The sequence below is a fragment of the Streptosporangium sp. NPDC006930 genome (assembly GCF_040635605.1).
Taxonomy (GTDB): Bacteria; Actinomycetota; Actinomycetes; order Streptosporangiales; family Streptosporangiaceae; genus Streptosporangium.
The window spans coordinates 193368-212246 of record NZ_JBEYID010000016.1; the positions used below are offsets into that span (position 1 = coordinate 193368).

An 18879-nucleotide genomic window follows, 5' to 3' on the forward strand; every position below is an offset into this window, starting at 1 on the left:
GCGAGGAGGACCTGTGAGAAAGGCGACGGAATCCGTACGTGCGTGCGGGGAGGGGGCGTGAGCGCGCCCGCGGCGGACGCGATGGCCGCGGACTTCGTGCTCCCGCGCGAACTGGAGGCGCACGAGCCTCCGGAGGCCCGAGGGCTGGCCCGTGACGGGGTGCGCCTGCTGGTCTCGGAGCGGGGCACCGGACAGATCGGGCACCACGCGTTCGCCGATCTTCCCGGTCTGCTCGGCCCCGGCGACCTGCTCGTGGTGAACAATTCCGGCACGCTTCCCGCGGCCGTCCGGCTCGATCGGCTCGCGGTGCACTTCTCCACCGAACGTGAGGACGGTACCTGGCTGGTCGAGCTCCGCAGGCTCAGGGGGCGGACGGGCCTCGCCGGAGGCCCCGAGAACACGGAGACGGCCGGCGAGCCCTACCGGGGCGGTGCGGACGGGGAGTGGCTGCCGCTGCCGGGTGGGGCGACCCTGCGGCTCCTGGGACGCGAGACGCCGCGCCTGTGGCGGGCGAGGCTGGACCGCGAGGTCACGGGCTACCTCCGCCGGTACGGCGTGCCGATCCGATACTCGTACGTGGACAGGGACTGGCCGCTCGCCGACTACCAGACCGTGTTCGGGGTGCGGCCGGGCAGCGCGGAGATGCCCAGCGCGGGGCGACCCTTCACCACCGGGCTGGTGACCTCCCTGGTGTCGCGCGGGGTCGGGATCGCGCCGATCACCCTGCACACGGGGGTGGCGTCCCCAGAGAAGGACGAGCCGCCGTATCCGGAGCGGTTCGAGGTGCCGGAGACCACCGCGCGGCAGGTGGAGCTCGCTCGCGAGTCGGGCGGCCGGGTGATCGCGGTCGGCACGACCGTGGTCAGGGCGCTGGAGACGTCCGCGCTGGCCACCGGCCGTGTCCGGGCCGCGGACGGCTGGACCTCGCACATCGTCACCCCCGAGGTCGGAGTGAGGGTGGTGAACGGCCTGCTCACCGGGCTGCACGAGCCGCGCTCCAGCCACCTGCTGATGCTGTCGGCGATCGCCGGCCGCGACCTGCTCTCGCGGTCGTACGCGGAGGCGCTCGGAGAGGGCTATCTCTGGCACGAATTCGGCGATGTCCACCTGATCACCGGTTAGCGGATAGTCAACCGCAAGAGGTTTACAAGTCGGATCTCCCATGATGATCCGTAATCAACGGGACGAAATCCGACTGGAGTTAAAAATGCGCCGGCACCTGGCCGCCATCGCCGCCATCGCCCTGGCGGGAGGCATGCTGCTCACCCCCGCGACCGCGAACGCCTCGGCCCCTCAGATCACCGCACCGCAGAAGGTCGCGGGCCCGCCGCTCGCGCCGCTGAAGACCACCGTCTTCTATCCGCGCAGGGCCTGGGCGGGCGACTCGTACGTCTACACGCTGAAGATCAAGAACACCGGCAAGTGGTACACCGACATCGCCTACGTCGGTGGCCGCCTTTCCCCGCACGTCTCCAAGGTCCGCATCGTCGGCAAGCCCGCCGGCTCGTACTGCGAGATCTCGGGGCGCGAGGTGGGCTGTCTGCTCGACACCCTGAACCCCGGCAAAACGGCCACCCTCAAGGTCAAGGTCTGGCTGAAGAACGGTGCCCGGGGCACCGCGACCGCCAATTTCGGCTCGGTCTCGATCGACGTCCCCGCGGGCGGGCTGGACACCCTCGACATCTACGGCATCGACGTCGGCACCGACATCAAGTACGTGCGGGTGAAGACCCGAGTGCTTCGCTGACCACGCGTTCCGCGCCTCTCGCCTGCTGACCGTCCACCTCTCCCGCTCCCGGGTCCGGGTCCGCTCCCGGATCCGGATCCGGTTCGTTCCGCTCTCGCTACCGGGTTCGGTTCGTTCCGTTCGTTCTCGCCACCGGCTCCGTTCCCGGATCCCGGCGACGGCGACGGCGACGAGTGCGGGCAACCTCATATACACGGCGCCCGCGCACCGTGCAGGATCTCCCCATGGCGAGTTCCGGACGGTGCGCGATTCATGGCTGAACTGAGAGTCGTCCTGGCCGAGGACCACTACCTGGTGCGTGAGGGCACCCGCAGGCTCCTGGAGACCTCCGGCGAGATCGAGGTGGTCGCCGCCGTGGGCACCGCGGACGATCTACTCGACGCCGCAAGACGGCTGCGCCCCGACGTGGTCGTCACCGACATCCGGATGCCGGGCTCGGCCGATCTCGTCCGCCCGGGAATGGAGGGCATCGACGCGGCGCACCGCATCCGCGCCGCCTCACGGGACATCGGGGTCGTGGTGCTCTCCCAGTTCTCCGACGCGATGTTCGCCCTGGACCTGTTCAGGGACGGCACCGAGGGCCGTGCGTACCTGCTCAAGGACCGGGTCGGTGACATCGACGAGCTGCTCGGCGCGATCAGGTCGGTGGCGGGAGGCGGCTCGGTGATCGACCCCAAGGTGGTGGAGGGCCTGCTCGCCAAGCGCGGGGTACGCGGCGGCCCCCCGCCCGCGGAGCTCACCCCCAGGGAGCTGGACGTGCTCAGGGAGATGGCGCACGGCCTGTCCAACGGAGGAATCGCCCGTGCCCTGCACCTGTCGGTCTCCGCGATCGAGAAACATGTCAACTCGATCTTCATGAAACTGGCCCTGGAGAACAGTCCCGACACCCACCGCAGGGTGGCGGCCGTCATCACATACCTGGGTTCGGCCTAGCCGGGCCGGGACTTTCCGGGTTCGGTCCAACCGAAACCGGAACCGGGAGCGGGAGCGGTCCTGGGGCGCGAGGGTGCAACCGGGATCGAAACGCGGGGAACGCTCGCAAGCGGTCCCGTTCCCAATGGAGACGGTCCTTCGCCTCGAATCAGGCCGCAGCGGAGACGGTCTTCCGCCTCGAATCAGGCCGCGGCGGGAACACTATGCGCGGCCCCGGCGACCAGCACAGAGGCGACGGACGACTCGGCCGCCCAGGCCAGCTCCCCGCGGTCGCGTCCCCGTACTGGGGGCAGCATCGTCACCTCCACCGTCAGCCGCCGGACGGCCACCACGCGGCGGATCGACGCCCACAGGAGGTCGTCACCGACATAGACGGGTCCGCTGGCCAGGACGTTCTCCCCCTCCAGATATCTGATCGCGACCGGTCTGACCGGGGCCCCCGCGTCCAGGGCCGCCTGGAACACGGCGGGCCTGAACGAGCCCATCCCGCGCCCGCACCAGGTCGTCCCCTCGGGGAAGGCCGCCACCGGATGGCCGTCGGCGAGCGCCGCGGCCACGTCGCCGACGGCCTCGGGCAGCGCGGAGAGCCGGTCCCTGTCGATGAACAACGCGCCCGAGCCCGTCGCGAGCAGGCCGACAACCGGCCACGCCCGGACCTCCTGCTTGGCGAGCACCCGGCACGGCAGGACCGCCGCCATCACGAGCGGGTCCAGCCACGACACGTGGTTGGCCACGACCAGCGGGGCAGCCCCGGACGATCCGTCGACGACCGGACAGGGCCCGGCGACCGAGCCGGCCATGAACGCGAACCCCCGCCTTACCTCGATCCGTACACCGACCGCCCGCAGCACCAACCGGGACCAGGCGCTCGTCAGCCGGATCCTGCTCGTCGTACCGAGTCCACGGGCCGCGAGCGCGAGTACCACTCCCGCCAGGACGACCAGCCCGACCGCCGCGAGTCGCAGCGCCCTGCGCGGCGCCTCGGCCCTCGATCCCGGCGGGAACAGGCAGGTGGCGGGCGTGCACGGCGCCACAGGCATCCACGGGCTCACGATGCGGCTCCCAGGAAGTGGCGCAGGTAGCGGGGGTCGGCCTCGGCCATCGAGAGCAGGACGAAGAAGTCGGCCGTACCGAAGTCGAGGTCGTGGGCGGGCGGGCCGCAGACCCAGGCGCCCAACCGCACGTACCCGCGCAGCAGCGGCGGTAGCGTCGCCCCTCCCTGGCTCGTGGCGGCCGTACGCTTCGAGGCGCCCTCCCGCTGCGACCGCACCACTCCGGCTCCCATCGGGAAGACCGGAACAGACCCGGAAGCGGCCGAGGGGGCCGACCCCCCTCTCCGGCGCGGAGAGCCTGAGACCGGGCCCGCCCGCCAGGGGCGGTGCGGCGTGACGCGGTAGCCCGGCGGTGAGAGCGGCACCCGCTCCATGATCCCGGCCGCGTCGGCCAACGGCACCGAGCAGCACCCGGCCAGCCAGCCGTACCCCCCGGCCATCATGTAGCGGGCGATGCCCGCCCACATCAGCCCGAGCACCGCGCCGCCCCGGTGTTCCGGGTGTACGCAGGCCCTGCCGGTCTCGACCATGTTCCCCCGGATACCGGCCAGCGCGCTGAGATCGAACTCGGAGTCGGAGTAGAGACGATCGGCCCTGCGGGGGCCGAGCAGCCGGTAGGTGCCGACGACCTCACCGGTGTCGTCGCACCTCACCAGAAGGTGATCGCAGTAGGCGTCGAGCGGATCGACGTCCAGGCCGGTGATGGGACTGTCCAGCCGGGCGCCCATCTCCTCGGAGAAGACGCGGTGGCGCAGGCGCTGGGCCTCGCGCATCTCGACGGCGGTAGCGGCCAGCCCGACGCTGTAGCGGGCGAGGCGCGACTCCACGGGAAGGGTCGTCATGAGGTTCATGAAGACAGTCGCAGATGACGCGGGACCGGAGTGCCCCGCGAACTCCAGGCGTCCGGATGATGAACCACATTCACGGTCGAATCCGGAGCCAAGTACCGTAGGAACCGATGAACCAGCGCACGCTTCTGATCACGTTGAACGGCCCCGACCGACCGGGCGTGACCTCACGCCTCTTCTCGGTCCTGGCCGGCTTCCCCGTCATCGTCGCCGACGTGGAGCAGGTCGTCATCCGCGGCCGACTCACCCTCGGCGTCCTCGTCTCGTACGCGGGCGACACACCGACCGGCACCGGCGGCACCCTCGGGGCCCTCTGGACCGCCGTCGAGCGGGCCGCGGAGGACCTCGGACTGCACGTGGAGCTGTCCACCGGCTCCGACTCGAAGGAGAAGCGGCGCAGAGGGCGGCTCGACGTCACCGTGCTCGGCTCACCGCTGCAGCCCGCCGCCATGGCGGGGATCGCGGGGCGGATCGCCGCGGCCGGTGCCAACATCGACCGGATCGAGCGCCTGTCCAGCTATCCGGTGACCTGCATCGAGCTCTCGCTCTCCGGCGCCGACCCCGACACCCTCAGGGCGGAGCTGGCCATCGAGGCGCACGCCCAGCAGGTCGACGTCGCCGTGCAGCGGACGGGCCTGCACCGCAGGGCGAAGCGTCTGATCGTGATGGACGTCGACTCGACGCTCATCCAGGCCGAGGTGATCGAACTGCTCGCGGCGCACGCCGGCTGCCTGGAGGAGGTCGCTCGGGTCACCGAGGAGGCGATGCGCGGCGAACTCGACTTCGCCGAGTCACTGCGCCGCCGGGTCGCGCAGCTTGAGGGCCTCTCCGAGGAGGTCTTCGAGAAGGTACGCAAGGAGCTCGTGCTGACTCCCGGCGCCCGGACGCTGGTACGGACGCTCAAGCGGCTCGACTACCGGTTCGCGATCGTCAGCGGCGGGTTCACGCAGCTCACCGACGCCCTCGTCGATGACCTCGGGATCGACTACTCCGCGGCCAACACCCTGGAGGTCGTCGACGGCGTGCTGACCGGGCGGGTCGTCGGCGAGATCGTCGACCGGCCGGGCAAGGCGCGAGCACTGGAGCGCTTCGCCCGCGAGGCGGGGATCCCGATCAGCCAGACCGTGGCCATCGGCGACGGCGCCAACGACCTGGACATGATCGCGGCGGCCGGTCTCGGCATCGCGTTCAACGCCAAGCCGGTGGTCCGCCGCGCCGCCGACACCGCGGTCAACGTCCCCTACCTCGACTCGATCCTCTACCTGCTGGGCATCCCGCGCGCCGAGGTGGAGGACGCCGACGCCGAGGACGGTGTCACCGCCGCCGAACGTTGACCGTGATCGGTGGGGTGGGCCTCCGCGAACGTGATCACCGTACGGCTGTCCCGAGGCGTCACCGAAGAGCTGAGACGCCGTCGTGTCTCAGCTCTCGCGTGCCCCTGACGCTCGGTTCTCAGTGCTTTCTGGGGGTCCAGTGGACGATGCCGCGGCCGGTGTCGAGTTCGGCCCACTCGCCGTCGACCCCGATGACGGCGAACGCGCCGGGCGGGAACCCGGCGTCGCCGTCGGCCGAGGTGAGCTGCATGACAAGCTCCTGAACCCCGGGGTTGTGGCCGACCAGGACCAGCGTGCGCGCCTCGGGATCGCTCCGCCGGATCAACGCGAGCAACTCGTCGGGATATGCCTCGTATATGGCCGGCTCGATGAGGATCTCCGCACCGGGGAGTGCCAGGTCGGCGGTCTGCCTGGTCCGTACCGACGGCGAGCAGAGCACCAGGTCGGGGGTGAGGTCCATACCGACGAGGGCCGCACCGACCTTGAGGGCGTCGCGCTCGCCGACCTCGGTGAGGGGACGTTCTCTGTCGGCGAGGCCGGAGGTGTGAGCCGCCTTGGCGTGGCGCAGGACGACGAGCGTGCGCGCGGTCATCGGGACGCCCACACGGCCAGACCCACGATCACCGCGAACATCGCGGCCATCGCCAGCAGGATGAGGACGAGTGTCTTGCCTCCGGAAGGCTGCTGTTCCATACGAGCAGTTTCCCACCGGGGTGGCCCGCACATGCCGAAGGGGTGCACGCGGCCCGTGCACCCCTCCGTCAAACATTGCTCAGCTGGAGACCTGCTCCGGCTCCCGGTCGGAGTTGCTCTCCTCCGTCGGGGCGATGCCCGCCGAACGACGCTTGGAGATGACGACCGCGGCGACGACGATGCCGACCGCGACCACCGTGATGCCGATGCGCAGCGCCGGGTTGTCGGCGTAGGTCACCACGGCGGGGGCGATCAGCAGCGCCACGAGGTTCATCACCTTGAGGAGCGGGTTGATCGCCGGTCCTGCGGTGTCCTTGAACGGGTCGCCGACGGTGTCACCGATGATGGTGGCCTCGTGGGCCTGCGAGCCCTTGCCGCCGTGGTGGCCGTCCTCGACCAGCTTCTTGGCGTTGTCCCAGGCACCACCGGAGTTGGCCAGGAACACCGCCATGAGCGTGCCGCACGCGATGGCACCGGCCAGGAACGCGCCGAGCGGAGCGTACCCGAGGGCGAAACCGACGGCGATCGGAGTGAGGACGGCGAGCAGGCCGGGCGTCGCCAGCTCCCGCAGCGAGTCGCGGGTGCAGATGTCGACGACCCTGCCGTAGTCGGGAAGCTCCGTCCCCGCCATGATCCCCGGCTTGGTACGGAACTGCTCGCGCACCTCGAAGACCACCCGTCCGGCCGCGCGGCCGACCGCCATGATCGCCAGGCCGGAGAACATGAACACCACCGCGGCGCCGATGATCAGACCGACCAGCACGTTCGGGGAGTCGACGCTCAGGCTGAACGCGCTGAACGAGCCCAGCGCCTCCTTCACGCTCGCCGTCGCGCCCACCAGCTCGCCCTCGACCGCCGTACGGAACGCGCCGAACAGCGCGGTCGCGGCGAGCACGGCGGTGGCGATCGCGATGCCCTTGGTGATGGCCTTGGTGGTGTTACCGACGGCGTCCAGCGAGGTGAGGACCTGAGCGCCCTCGCCCTCGACGTCGCCGGACATCTCGGCGATGCCCTGGGCGTTGTCGGAGACGGGACCGAAGGTGTCCATCGACACGATCACGCCGACCGTGGTCAGCAGACCGGTGCCCGCCAGCGCCACGGCGAACAGCGCGATCGTGACGTTGCCGAAGCCGAGCAGGAAGGCCCCGTAGACGGCGGCTCCGATGATCAGCGCGGAGTAGACCGCCGACTCCAGGCCGACGCTGATGCCGGACAGGATGACCGTGGCGGGGCCCGTACGGGAACTCTCGCCGATGTCCTGCACCGGGCGACGGTTCGTCTCGGTGAAGTAGCCGGTGAGGATCTGGATGGCGCTCGCCAGGACCAGGCCGATGAGCACCGCCCCGATCGCGATCAGACGCGGGTCCGAGGTGACGGCGGCGATCTCCGGGCTCACATTGGTCAGACCGGAGAAGCTGGCCGGCAGGTAGAGGTAGGCCGCGCCGGCGACGAGGACCGCCGAGATGGCCGCCGAGATGAAGAACCCCCGGTTGATCGCGGCCATCGCGTTGCGGTCACCGGCGCGCGGGGCGGTGACGAAGATGCCGATGATCGCCGTGATCACACCGATCATGGGCACGATCAGCGGGAACACCAGTCCCTCGACGCCGAAGGCCACCCGGCCCAGGATCAGGCTGGCGACCAGCATGACCGCGTAGGACTCGAACAGGTCGGCGGCCATGCCCGCGCAGTCACCCACGTTGTCGCCGACGTTGTCGGCGATGGTGGCGGCGTTGCGCGGATCGTCCTCGGGAATGCCCTGCTCGACCTTGCCGACCAGGTCGGCGCCGACATCGGCGGCCTTGGTGAAGATGCCTCCGCCGACTCGCATGAACATCGCGAGCAGCGCGGCACCGAAGCCGAAGCCCTCCAGCACGGCCGGGGCTTCGCCCCCGTAGGCGATCACCACCACGGCCGCGCCGAGCAGGCCGAGGCCAACGGTGATCATTCCGGCCACACCGCCGGTGCGGAAGGCGATCCGCATGGCGACCTTCTCACCGGACGTGCGGGCGGCGGCGGCGACGCGGACGTTGCCACGGACCGCGAGCCACATGCCGATGAATCCGGTCAACGCCGAGAACAGCGCGCCGACGACGAAGAACGCCGACCTGCCGATCCTCACGCTGGTCGTCTCGGCCGGGAGAAGGTACAGCAGGAACGGAATCAAAATGACGAATAGCGCGAGCGTCCGGAACTGCCGCGCAAGATACGCGGAAGCCCCTTCCTGGACGGCTCTCGCGATGTTCTGCATGCGTTCGGTGCCTTGGTCGGCGGACAGCACCTCCCGCACCAGTGTGCCGGCGACGGCGAGTGCGAGCAGGGCGACGGCGGCGACCACGATGACGATGGTGAAGTGGTGACCACTTAGGGAAACCGCTGGCTCCGCAGCGGCGAGATGGAGCACAGACATCCGACTCTCCTTGGCAAGACGGGAACACGTCCTGCCCGGAGTGCGCTGCGGTGATTGTCAGGCGGCTGAGGCGGCGCACTCCGGGATGGTGGGCAGTGCCGCTTCCAGTTGCAGACCCCCACGGAGTACGGCTCGCGTGCGGGCCGCTCCGAAGGATAAACCTTGGCCGGTCCCGGGAGTCTACGCAGCGACGACGCGGATATGAAGCCTCTGCCCCCGCCCAATTGACGACACGAGCGGCGCCCTCTGACAGCCGACCTGCTTATGGGGTCATTTCACCCGTCACATCCGCCCCTCAGCTCCGGTTTCCTCCCAATTTCAGTCAAGAAACATCCACGTTAAGTTTTGACCGAAATTGAAATCTCCTCGGGGAACGGCCGGGCCCACCCACCGGACATCACGGACGATCCTTCGGGCGGCCCCTCTCCCCTCCCTCCGCCCTCAGCTCCCAGCCCCGGTAAACGGTGAGGCAGGCGGAATGACGTTGCCGCGCTGGGTCTCGGTGACCCCTCTCCCCTCCCTCCGCCCTCAGCCCCGGTAAACGGTGAGGCAGGCGGAATGACGTTGCGGCGCTGGGTCTCAGCGGCCTCAGCCCCGGCGAACGGCGAGGCAAGCCCGGCGAGCGCCATCGGCGGCCCTCCGGCGGGGCGAGATCATCCGGCCTCCGGACACGTCTCCAACGGACGCACCTCGGGTCGATGACCACCACAACACGGACGACGCGGACGGATGGCGACCACAACCCGGACGTCATCACAGACGACCTCGTGGCCGCCCTCTCCCAACAAAAACAGCCGGGCGTGTCCATATGGACACGCCCGGCTGTCGAAGTCTGCTTTTCAGACCGGAGACATTCCGTTCGTCGCCGCCGGCCAGCTCATGCGGATGCACATGCCCTTCTGGCTCGGGTAGACCTGAACGTCGTCGGCCAGCCCCGCGATGACCGCGATGCCGAAACCGGCCATCAGGTCATCGGGAAGCTGCCCGAACGGATCATCGAACCCCAGAAGGGCACGATCATGCTCCAGCTCATCACTAGGGGCGGAGTCGGTGACTGTCACCTCAAAACGCCCTAAGTCATCACGTAGCTCGATCCGGATCGGCTCTCCCGGACAGTGGAGGCGATGTGCCTCCACAGCCCGCGAGCACGCCTCTCCAACAGCGAGCCGTACCTCGTCCAGCAGCGACTCCTGTACGCCGGTACGCCTGGCGATGGCCGTGGCCACCAGGCGTGCCGTCCGCACATGCGCGGGGAGAGCGCTGAACGTCAGCTCGACGGTAGCCACGACTACTTGTCTCGACCGTGAGCTTCCTTGGCCTCGTCGACCGAGGCATAGATCCCGAAGACCTTCGTCAGTCCAGTGATCCGGAAAATCTTCAGGATGCGCTCCTGGGTGCAGACAAGCTCCAGTGAGCCATCGTGCGCCCTAACTCGCTTGAGCCCGCCGACCAGGACACCAAGGCCCGTGGAGTCAAGGAAGTCGACCTTCTCCATGTTGACGAGCAGGTGGAAATTCCCCTTGTTGACCAGGTCGATCAGGAGCTCACGCAATCTGGGCGCGGTGTAGACATCGATCTCACCCTCAACCTCAACGATGGTGAGACGGTCCTCGGAATGGTGGTCCAACTTCAGATCCACAGATCCTCCAGCGCCTTGCCTGCGAAAGTACCGATTAGAGCATGCCTTCCTGGGACCGAGTGACCCCCGGACGACAAGCCCCGACGCGCGGCATTCAACCATGCGTACGCTCAGTGTCTATACGAAATCACGATTCCCGGCGACTCTGCCCACAGATGTGAGACTGGAAACCAGTGACCCCGCCCTCATCCTCGCCCCTCAGCGCGGGCACCGCCCTCAGCCGCCTCCTCGACGTTCCCGCACGTCGGGCGCGTGTCACCCATGTGGAGCACGTTCCCGCACGTCAGGCCGGTGATACCGGATGGCCGGACTGGGTCGACCAGCGGCTGGTTACGCGCTGGGCGAACCTCGGTATTTCCGGCCTGTGGCCACATCAGGCCGAGGCCGCGGATCTGATCCACCGTGGCCAAAACGTGATCATTTCCACAGGGACAGCGTCGGGCAAGTCCCTCTCTTACCTGGTCCCGGCACTCTCCTCGACGCTCGACGGCGGCACGATCCTCTACCTGTCGCCCAGCAAGGCACTCGCCGCCGACCAGCTCCGCGCGCTGCGCGAGCTCGACCCTCCCGGCCTCCGCGCCGCGACCTACGACGGCGACACCTCCTTCGAGGAGAGGACCTGGGTGCGCAAGCACGCCAACTACGTCCTCACCAACCCGGACATGCTTCACCGCGGCCTGCTGCCCCGTCACGCTCAGTGGTCGCTCTTCTGGCGGCGGCTCCGGATGGTCGTCGTGGACGAGTGCCACGGTTACCGGGGCGTGTTCGGCTCCCACGTCGCGCAGATCCTGCGCCGCCTGCGCCGGATCTGCGCGCGGTACGGCTCCCGCCCGGCGTTTCTGCTCTCCTCGGCGACGGCCAATGAGCCCGGGGTCTTCGCGCAGCGCCTGACAGGCCTCCAGATGGCCGAGGTGACCACGGACACCTCTCCTCGGGGCGCGACCGCCTTCGCACTGTGGGAGCCACCCCTGACCGATCTGCGCGGTGAGGGCGGCGCCCCCGTCCGGCGCCCCGCGACCGCCGAGAGCGCGGATCTCCTGGCCGATCTCGTCGCCTCCGACGTGCGGACCCTCGCCTTCGTCCGTTCCCGCAGGGCCGCCGAGACCGTGGCCCTCACCACTCGGGCCAAACTCCAGGACCTCGTCACCGACGGGGAGGCGACCCCGGATCTGCCCGGCAAGATCGCGGCCTATCGGGCCGGATACCTGGCCGAAGATCGCAGGAACCTGGAAAGGGCCCTGCGCTCCGGCGAACTGCTCGGCCTGGCGACGACCAACGCGCTGGAACTCGGCGTCGACGTCTCCGGACTGGACGCCGTGCTCATCGCGGGGTGGCCCGGGACCCGCGCCTCTCTCTGGCAGCAGGCCGGGCGGGCGGGACGGGACGGGCAGGACGCGCTGGCGGTGCTGATCGCGAGGGACGACCCCCTGGACACCTACCTCGTCCACCATCCGGAAGCCCTGTTCGGCCGTCCCGTGGAGACGATCGTGCTCGACCCCGGCAACCCGTACGTGCTGGGGCCTCATCTGTGCGCGGCGGCGGCCGAGATCCCGCTCACCCACGACGAACTGGACATCTTCGGTCCGACCACCAAGGAGGTGCTCGCCGATCTGGTCGGGGACGGCCTGCTCAGGGAACGCGCCACAGGCTGGTTCTGGACCAGCCGGGAACGCGCCACCGACCTCGCCGACATCCGAGGGGCGGGCGCCGCGCCCATTCAGGTCGTCGAGATGTCCACCGGACGGCTGCTCGGCACCGTGGACGAACCTTCGGCCCACTCGGCCGTGCACACCGGCGCCGTCTACGTGCACCAGGGAGAGACGTTCCTGGTGGCCGAACTCGACCTGGAGGCGGGGGTCGCGCTGGTCGAGGCGGGAACTCCCGACTACACGACCTTCGCCAGGGATGTCACCGATATCTCGGTCATCGAGTCCCTTCGCTCGCACCCTCTCGGTCAGGGAGAGCTACATTTCGGCGCGGTCGAGGTGACGAGCCAGGTCGTGGCCTATCTCAAGCGCCGAGCCCAGAGCGGTGAGCTCATGGGGGACGAACCTCTCGACCTGCCCCCGCGCACGCTACGGACCCGGGCCGTCTGGTGGACGCTGCCCACCTCGGCGATCCTCCCCCTCGCCGAGGAGGGCCTGGACCTCGGCGGCGCCGCGCACGCGGCCGAACACGCCTCCATCGGCCTGCTGCCGCTCTTCGCGACCTGCGACCGCTGGGACATCGGAGGCGTCTCCACCGAACTCCATCCCGACACCGGGGTGCTCACCGTCTTCGTCTACGACGGCCACGAGGGGGGCGCCGGCTTCGCCGAACGCGGCTACGCCCGCGCGCGCGACTGGCTCACGGCCACCCGCGAGGCCATCGCCTCCTGCGAGTGCGAGCGCGGCTGCCCGTCGTGCATCCAGTCTCCCAAGTGCGGCAACGGCAACGAACCTCTCGACAAGGCCGGAGCCCTCCGGCTTCTCGCCGTCCTGCTCTCCCCTGAGCCCACGGACCCACCCCCGCTCCCGCAAGAGCCGGCGAACGGCTCCCCGCTCTCCCGGGAGCACACGGACATGCCCTCGCCCCTCCCGGAACCCTCGGATACGTCCCCGCTCCCGCAGCAGCCGGTGAACGTGTCATCGCTCCCCCAGGACTCTGCGGACGTGCTCCTGCTTTCCCAGAGAACTCAGGACACCTCGGATGTGACGGGTGGGAGAGCCGCCGGGGTGGCGGACGGCGGATGAGCTCTTCCCCGCTGTTTTACTCAATGCTGCTTTACTCAATGCCCTTCACCGTTGCTTTGCTCGATCCGCCGTCAAGGTCCTGGATCAGCGATGTGAACAGGTCCCGCACGTGCCCTGGAGGTGATCACCACCGGCCCTTTCAAAGGTAGCGAGACCTCCATGACCACCTCGATATCCGCGACACCGCCCTCGCTGAGAGAGCAGCGGGTGATCCTGGCCTTGTTGTCCGCAGCGAGCACGGAGGCCCTCAGGCAGCTCCGGTCCGGATCCGCGAAGGCGAGTCGGGCGGCGGCGAGCGCACTCAGGTCGGCGGCGCTCTGCGCCCGGTGGCGCGCGACCCTGGCCATGCCCGCGAACACGACCGCCACCGCGACCGCGAAGACCAACGCCATGAGCCCGACCGTCCAGATCGTCGCCGACCCCCGCTGCGCGTTCTCCCTCCCCGTACCGGCCATGCCCGGCCTACCGTTCCAGCCCTGGCTCGGTGATGGACACGGCGGTCGCATGGACGGTCACGCCCGGGAGTGAGGCACCCCATCGGGGTTTGACGTTCGCGGACACCTCCACCCGTGTCACCTCCGCGCTCCGGGTCACCGTGACCGCGGCGCCCGGCGGAGCGACCGACAGGACACCTCCCCGGACCCGCTCAAGGGACTCGCCGCGCGAAGCGGCCCTTGCCCCGGCTCGCGCGGCGTCCACACACTCCAGTCGCGCCTCGACCGCCGCCACGGCCCACAGCCCGGCTCCCAGAACGACCATGAGGGCGGGCAGCGCCGCGGCCGTCTCCGCTGTCACCGAACCCCTCGACCGGCGGGAACCTGACCGGCGGGAGGGGATCAACGGCGTCGGGAGGGTCATCCGGCCACGGTGAGTGCTCGATTGATCAGACCTGTGATCATCTGTTGGACCTCGGAACTCGTCACCACCTTGAAGAGAAGGGCGGCGAAAGCACAGGCGGCGATCGTTCCGACCGCGTACTCGGCGGTGGACATGCCTCGGTCACGGTGCGCGCCGGCGATCAGCAGCGCCCATCGGTCGCGCAACCACCGCGACCGGTCGCGCCGCGCGTCCACAGCACTCGTTCGAGCCATCTACTCCTCCTGGAGATCTCCACCGGACCCACCGCCCGGCATCGGTACCGTCAGGGTTCTCCATACGCCCGAGGCCCCGCCGACCCGAACCACGTTCTGGGGAAAGAGCCTTCGGTTATCCACAGCTCGGCAAGCGAAAAAAGGCTCAGCAGCACGAAGTGCCCCTTCGGCCGACAGGAGCCTTTCCAGGTCCTCAATGAGGAAATTTCCTGACGTTTATCCACAGGCGGCGCCATTTTCCTGTGGATAACCCCTCCGGGCGGGGAAAACCCTGTGGATAACTCAAGGAAGCGGTGCCTCACCGGCGACCCCTACCGCGACAAGACTGCTCGTGAGATGGGTCCTGGCGGCTTCGCGTAAGGGCACGAGCAGAGGGTTGTCATCGCCTGCGCGAGTGGCGAGGACGACCTGACTCGGTTTCACACCGTGCACGGGGATGCCGGTGACGTCGGGGTGGAGGGTCTCGGCGCGCAGGATGTCCGCCAGCTGAAGGTAGGGCGCCTGTACCCCTCGTGATCAATTGTCACGGGCAAGAGGTTAGGTAGCCCCAGAAGGCCGAATATGGCCCCGGCTAGCCAGGGCCAATTTGGCATACGGTTCCGTCAGGCGCGGCGGCAAGCTCCCTTCCCAGGCGTGCGCCGCCGCGCTCATCACTCCCTAGCGGCACCCTCGGGCCAGATCACGGTCACCCGCACGCCACGGCGGCGAGCATCCTCCACAGCGCCCGCCGTCCCGCCCGCATCCACAGGCGCCTCGCCATCCCACACCGCCACGAGCTCGTCGACCGACCCCAGCACCGCCTCGTTGGCCGCGACGTACGCGTCCCGGCTGGCGTGGTCGAAATCCATCACCCGTACCCGGGCGGCCTTGCCCAGCAGCCGGTCGAACTGCTCTGCGTGATCCGGCTTGACCTTGGCCTCCCGGTAGTCCCGCGACGGCAGGACGACTTCGAGAACACCACCGGTCTGCAGAACGGCCTCAGCGAACAGCGAGTCAGCACCGCGGGCGATGCAGGACACTCCCGTCACGTCACCGGCCACCGCTTCCAGATGCGAGCGCAGCGCATCGGACACGAGGCGAGTCGTATCCGGAGTCAGGTTCATGTGGCCGGTCACACCGATACGCACCATCAGCGCCTCCTGATCGACAGCGATCTTCTCAGCGCGCCAGTGTCTCCTGAAGGTGCTCCCTCAGGCCAGCCATCGCGGGGTCCCGCCGCGTTGCGATCTCCGCGTGCAGCTCGCGCAGCTGGACACGAACTCGATCGGACTGCACCTGACCAGCCGTGTCCGCGGCAGCACTTCCCACCGCGACCGCCTCGTTCAGGTCGCCGTTACGCAGGTGCGCCTGGGCGAGCCCGACCTGGTCCAGGGCGAGGCTTCGCATGCTGGTCCGTCGGCGAAGTTCCAGCGCCCGGCCGATGTGGGTCACGGCGACGGCCGCATGCTGACTGCTGCGGCGCGACATCTCCAGATAGCGCCCCCCGGTAACACCGGCGAGCTCGGCCTCGTCAAAGTAGGTGATCCAGTTGGGGTCGGAATCCCCCGCGCGGATTGCGCCGAAGGCATCCTCGGCCGCATCCGTTGCCCTCCGGAACGCCTCGGGCCTGCCCAGCGCCGCGTACGCCCACGCCTCGCGGGTGTGCAGCATGGCCCGCAGCCTGGGGGTGCCGGCCACCTGCACCCCGTCCAGCGCCAGGCGGACCAACTCCAGCGCGTCGTGCGGCCGGTCGAGGTAGAGCAGTTGGCGGGCCATGGACGCCAGGACGCTGGCCCCGAAAGATTTGTTCTTGGCGGGCTTGGACGCTTGCAGCGCCAGGGCGTAGTACTTCTGCGCCGCGGTCTGCATGCCGCAGTCCCAGCTCATCGTGGCGGCGATCTTCGCGAACTCGGCCATCACGTGGAACAGCCGCACCGTGATGGCCTGCGGATGCGACTCTCGCAGCAGGTCGGCGACCTCGTTGAGCTGGCCGATCACCGCCTTGCGTGCGAGGCCTCCGCCCTGGGAGTCGTCCCACGTCCTGAAGACATCCGCGGTTCTCTCAAGCTGGGCCACCTCGTCGACGCCGATACGGCCCGCCGGGAGTGCGGAGGGCAGGTCGTCCGGGGTCCTGGTGAGCCAGCGCTGAACAGGGTCAATGAGGGGAATTCCCACCGTAATGGATAGCGCTTTGACGGCTTGGCGACGGTCAAGCATTAGATCACTTCTACTGAAGTCGTAAACGGCACATGCTGTAGATCGCGGTTCCCATACCCACGGAAGGTCTGGTTCCACCACAACGCCCACCAATTCGTCGCTTTTGACAGGAGCCGAAAGCGCAAGCGGCGAGGCATCGAAGAGAGCGACCTCATCAAGATCAAAGGCTCGGGCACATAGCTTCGGATACGGATCCTTCGGCTGATGCTTGCCCGTTTCCCAATTCTTGATATTGCGAATGATGCTCTCACGTGCAGGAAGGCGACCGCGCGTTTCCTGGCTGGCAGCCTCGGTCAACTTCTTTGCCATGTCCCGGTGAGACCACCCGCGGTTGCGTCGTTCCTCCCGCAATCGCACGGCCCAGGGAGGAGTCTCAGGGGAAGCCTCACCGGTCATTGGGCACCTCTTCAGAGCGAGGGATAGAGCTCTTTCCCTCAGTTTCCCTCACTCTCACCTGGCCATGCGTGCTTTTACAGGGATCTCATGAGGTGACCATCCAAAAAGGCGGAGCCCGCCAACCGGTAGCTGACACCGGGACGGGCCCCTTGATCAGGAAGGCTCTCCTGACCCGTGAACAACTCTATTGCTCCGGTTCTTGACCGGACTACGACAAGCGGCTGTTCCTGTTTCGCCGACGCGCCGCCGCTGCCGATGGGATGCGCCGTCTGCGGACATGCCCCCTACGCTCACCACTGCCTTGGCCAGGCCACCGACCACGAGTACGCGCAGCCGACCGGCGAGCTGATGGCCCAGCGCCTGGAAGCGCGCCGCCGCACCGGCCCGCAGCCCTTCCCCCTCGTCGAGCAGCCCGTCGCCGTGGCGCCCACCGAGGTCATCCCCCTGATCCCCGCGCAGCGCCGCTCCGAGCCGCCCGCACCGGCCGCTCCCACCGCACCCACGCCACTGCCCGAGCGGACGCCCTCCCCTTTCCCTCGCCCGGCCCGACGACCCGCCGCCACCGCACCGGCCCGACGCGACGACAACCGACGCCCCGCACCCCGCCCGGTCGAGACGCGAACCGACCGCGCGACCCGCCTGGCGCTCGCCCGCGACACCCTCGCCCACCGCAGGGCCCGCATCGCAGCCCGCGCGCACGACCACAGTGCCCCACCTCCGAGCACGGGCTTGAAGCCGGCCACCTGGCCACTCGCCCCCCAGACCCTCCGGCCGGGGCCCACCGCCGCCCCCGGCCGGAGCCGCCCCCCGAACACCCCTTCACCCCGACGGCACCAGCCCCGCCGTTGGGAGGTCGCAGCATGAACGCGACCCCGCAAGGCACCCCCATGAGCAGGCGCGGCAGTGCTCCGGTTTCCCAGGCGTATGCCGCTCCGCCGCCCACCCCCGCCGAACAGCCGACCGCCGTCCAGCTCGCCGAGAAACTCGCCGCCATCCTGGACAACGTCTACGGCATCTCGGCCGACGTCCACCCCCTCGCCTCCGGCAACGCCATCGTCTCCGTCTTCCTCGGCCTGCTCGCCTACACCGACGGCGAGAACTTCTGGTGGACCAGCCCCGAACGCAGCCACTCCGGCTCACCCCTGCTCAGCTCCGCGCTGAGGCTGCCCGTGGCCGCGGCCCAACTCGCCGAGCACCACCGGATCCTGCGCGCCCGCCCCGCCGCCAGCCTCCTGGAAGGCGAACTGCCGCTGCTGGCCGACGTGATCCCGGCACAGTATGTTGTCCCGCGCTGACGCCGACGCCACCCGCGCCGCCAGACAGGTGCAGCAGTACGCGCCGACCTGGCTGGTCATGTGGAGCCTGCGACACCGCCGCTTCGAGGCATGGCAGTGCGCCGACCCGCGCGAGTGTCTCATCATCCACGCCCAAAGCGCCGCCGAACTGTGGGACCTCATGCAGCAAGCCGACGTCGAGCCGCAGCAGATCTCACCACCACCGCCGCTGTCGACCCTGGGGCTCGTTCCCCACCCCCGCGTCCTGCCCATAGGCCCCGACGAACAAGTCCCACCCCACCACTTCCCGCAGGAAAGGGAACCGGTCGTGATCCCGTCCCACGACACCCCCACAGACGACCGGGTGAACGCGTCCACCCGGCAGCCCGGCGCGATCACCGCCCTGAGACGTCTGCGAACCGAACTGCACGAACACCGGATCATCTCGGAGATCTTCTACGACGAAGGCCCACCCCGCCTCGTCCTCGGCGCCGACCTGACCGTGTGGGCCGACCACAACGGCGAGTTCTTCAC

General features: G+C 69.1%; 19 protein-coding genes. 8 read left to right on the forward strand and 11 right to left on the reverse strand.

Features of this window, described 5'->3' with window-relative positions; translation table 11 throughout:
• The first annotated feature begins 57 nt into the window (after positions 1–57).
• The 3 genes from ABZ664_RS26665 to ABZ664_RS26675 all read left to right on the forward strand — a co-directional run bounded on the left by ABZ664_RS26665 (position 58) and on the right by ABZ664_RS26675 (position 2680).
• Positions 58–1122, forward strand: a complete 1065-nt coding sequence (locus ABZ664_RS26665) for an S-adenosylmethionine:tRNA ribosyltransferase-isomerase (protein WP_362515441.1) — start codon at positions 58–60, stop codon at positions 1120–1122.
• Between the two features lie 85 nt (positions 1123–1207).
• The gene (locus ABZ664_RS26670; RefSeq protein ID WP_362515444.1) at positions 1208–1747 is read left to right on the forward strand and encodes a hypothetical protein; all 540 of its coding nucleotides are present in this window, start codon (positions 1208–1210) and stop codon (positions 1745–1747) included.
• Between the two features lie 252 nt (positions 1748–1999).
• Positions 2000–2680 (forward strand): response regulator transcription factor, encoded by a 681-nt coding sequence (locus tag ABZ664_RS26675; protein WP_350942549.1) that lies wholly within the window; start codon positions 2000–2002, stop codon positions 2678–2680.
• 182 nt (positions 2681–2862) lie between these two features.
• Here ABZ664_RS26675 and ABZ664_RS26680 read toward each other — a convergent pair whose 3' ends face one another.
• Positions 2863–3720, reverse strand: coding sequence for a lysophospholipid acyltransferase family protein (locus ABZ664_RS26680; RefSeq protein ID WP_362515447.1), 858 nt, complete (start codon positions 3718–3720; stop codon positions 2863–2865).
• An 8-nt stretch (positions 3721–3728) separates the two neighbouring features.
• Positions 3729–4574, reverse strand: coding sequence for a GNAT family N-acyltransferase (locus ABZ664_RS26685; RefSeq protein WP_362515449.1), 846 nt, complete (start codon positions 4572–4574; stop codon positions 3729–3731).
• Positions 4575–4690: 116 nt separating this feature from the next.
• Here ABZ664_RS26685 and serB point away from each other — a divergent pair, with 116 nt between their 5' ends.
• Positions 4691–5914: a phosphoserine phosphatase SerB gene (gene serB / locus ABZ664_RS26690; RefSeq protein WP_362515451.1), complete on the forward strand. Its 1224-nt coding sequence runs from the start codon at positions 4691–4693 to the stop codon at positions 5912–5914.
• Positions 5915–6032: 118 nt separating this feature from the next.
• Here the strand turns inward: serB and ABZ664_RS26695 are convergent, their stop codons facing one another.
• The 4 genes from ABZ664_RS26695 to ABZ664_RS26710 all read right to left on the reverse strand — a co-directional run bounded on the left by ABZ664_RS26695 (position 6033) and on the right by ABZ664_RS26710 (position 10656).
• A complete protein-coding gene (locus ABZ664_RS26695; RefSeq protein ID WP_362515454.1) occupies positions 6033–6506 on the reverse strand; it encodes a histidine phosphatase family protein in 474 nt (157 codons plus the stop codon).
• Between the two features lie 180 nt (positions 6507–6686).
• Positions 6687–9017: a sodium-translocating pyrophosphatase gene (locus tag ABZ664_RS26700; RefSeq protein WP_362515458.1), complete on the reverse strand. Its 2331-nt coding sequence runs from the start codon at positions 9015–9017 to the stop codon at positions 6687–6689.
• 839 nt (positions 9018–9856) lie between these two features.
• Positions 9857–10303: an ATP-binding protein gene (locus tag ABZ664_RS26705; protein ID WP_350942543.1), complete on the reverse strand. Its 447-nt coding sequence runs from the start codon at positions 10301–10303 to the stop codon at positions 9857–9859.
• 2 nt (positions 10304–10305) lie between these two features.
• Positions 10306–10656, reverse strand: a complete 351-nt coding sequence (locus ABZ664_RS26710; RefSeq protein ID WP_030916965.1) for an STAS domain-containing protein — start codon at positions 10654–10656, stop codon at positions 10306–10308.
• A gap of 263 nt (positions 10657–10919) precedes the next feature.
• On the opposite strand from ABZ664_RS26710, the gene ABZ664_RS26715 reads away from it, so the two are divergent.
• Entirely contained in the window at positions 10920–13388 is a 2469-nt protein-coding gene (locus ABZ664_RS26715) for a DEAD/DEAH box helicase (protein WP_362515507.1), read from the forward strand.
• A 71-nt stretch (positions 13389–13459) separates the two neighbouring features.
• Here ABZ664_RS26715 and ABZ664_RS26720 read toward each other — a convergent pair whose 3' ends face one another.
• The 5 genes from ABZ664_RS26720 to ABZ664_RS26740 form a co-directional block, all read right to left on the reverse strand.
• Positions 13460–13843 (reverse strand): Rv3654c family TadE-like protein, encoded by a 384-nt coding sequence (locus ABZ664_RS26720; RefSeq protein WP_362515462.1) that lies wholly within the window; start codon positions 13841–13843, stop codon positions 13460–13462.
• 7 nt (positions 13844–13850) lie between these two features.
• Entirely contained in the window at positions 13851–14183 is a 333-nt protein-coding gene (locus tag ABZ664_RS26725) for a TadE family type IV pilus minor pilin (RefSeq protein ID WP_362515464.1), read from the reverse strand.
• A gap of 59 nt (positions 14184–14242) precedes the next feature.
• The gene (locus ABZ664_RS26730) at positions 14243–14479 is read right to left on the reverse strand and encodes a DUF4244 domain-containing protein (RefSeq protein ID WP_362515467.1); all 237 of its coding nucleotides are present in this window, start codon (positions 14477–14479) and stop codon (positions 14243–14245) included.
• A 650-nt stretch (positions 14480–15129) separates the two neighbouring features.
• Positions 15130–15609, reverse strand: coding sequence for a hypothetical protein (locus tag ABZ664_RS26735; protein ID WP_362515470.1), 480 nt, complete (start codon positions 15607–15609; stop codon positions 15130–15132).
• A 28-nt stretch (positions 15610–15637) separates the two neighbouring features.
• A complete protein-coding gene (locus ABZ664_RS26740) occupies positions 15638–16633 on the reverse strand; it encodes a hypothetical protein (RefSeq protein ID WP_362515472.1) in 996 nt (331 codons plus the stop codon).
• A gap of 612 nt (positions 16634–17245) precedes the next feature.
• On the opposite strand from ABZ664_RS26740, the gene ABZ664_RS26745 reads away from it, so the two are divergent.
• The 3 genes from ABZ664_RS26745 to ABZ664_RS26755 all read left to right on the forward strand — a co-directional run.
• The gene (locus tag ABZ664_RS26745; RefSeq protein ID WP_362515474.1) at positions 17246–17935 is read left to right on the forward strand and encodes a hypothetical protein; all 690 of its coding nucleotides are present in this window, start codon (positions 17246–17248) and stop codon (positions 17933–17935) included.
• Positions 17932–18366 carry a hypothetical protein gene (locus ABZ664_RS26750; RefSeq protein ID WP_362515478.1) on the forward strand — a complete coding sequence of 145 codons (435 nt, stop codon included), beginning with the start codon at positions 17932–17934 and terminating at the stop codon, positions 18364–18366. Before ABZ664_RS26745 ends, ABZ664_RS26750 begins: the two co-directional genes overlap by 4 nt.
• Positions 18350–18879 (forward strand): hypothetical protein (locus ABZ664_RS26755; RefSeq protein WP_362515480.1); only part of this gene is annotated, 530 nt, incomplete at its 3' end. The genes ABZ664_RS26750 and ABZ664_RS26755, both read left to right, overlap by 17 nt.

Bases quoted from the DNA above. Each gene is read 5' to 3' on its own strand.
- ABZ664_RS26685 (WP_362515449.1), bottom strand. From the start codon at position 4,574: ATGACGACCCTTCCCGTGGAGTCGCGCCTCGCCCGCTACAGCGTCGGG.
- ABZ664_RS26720 (WP_362515462.1), bottom strand. From the start codon at position 13,843: ATGGCCGGTACGGGGAGGGAGAACGCGCAGCGGGGGTCGGCGACGATC.
- ABZ664_RS26695 (WP_362515454.1), bottom strand. From the start codon at position 6,506: ATGACCGCGCGCACGCTCGTCGTCCTGCGCCACGCCAAGGCGGCTCAC.
- ABZ664_RS26730 (WP_362515467.1), bottom strand. From the start codon at position 14,479: ATGGCTCGAACGAGTGCTGTGGACGCGCGGCGCGACCGGTCGCGGTGG.
- serB (WP_362515451.1), top strand. From the start codon at position 4,691: ATGAACCAGCGCACGCTTCTGATCACGTTGAACGGCCCCGACCGACCG.
- ABZ664_RS26735 (WP_362515470.1), bottom strand. From the start codon at position 15,609: ATGGTGCGTATCGGTGTGACCGGCCACATGAACCTGACTCCGGATACG.
- ABZ664_RS26700 (WP_362515458.1), bottom strand. From the start codon at position 9,017: ATGTCTGTGCTCCATCTCGCCGCTGCGGAGCCAGCGGTTTCCCTAAGT.
- ABZ664_RS26750 (WP_362515478.1), top strand. From the start codon at position 17,932: ATGAACGCGACCCCGCAAGGCACCCCCATGAGCAGGCGCGGCAGTGCT.
- ABZ664_RS26670 (WP_362515444.1), top strand. From the start codon at position 1,208: ATGCGCCGGCACCTGGCCGCCATCGCCGCCATCGCCCTGGCGGGAGGC.
- ABZ664_RS26675 (WP_350942549.1), top strand. From the start codon at position 2,000: ATGGCTGAACTGAGAGTCGTCCTGGCCGAGGACCACTACCTGGTGCGT.
- ABZ664_RS26680 (WP_362515447.1), bottom strand. From the start codon at position 3,720: ATGCCTGTGGCGCCGTGCACGCCCGCCACCTGCCTGTTCCCGCCGGGA.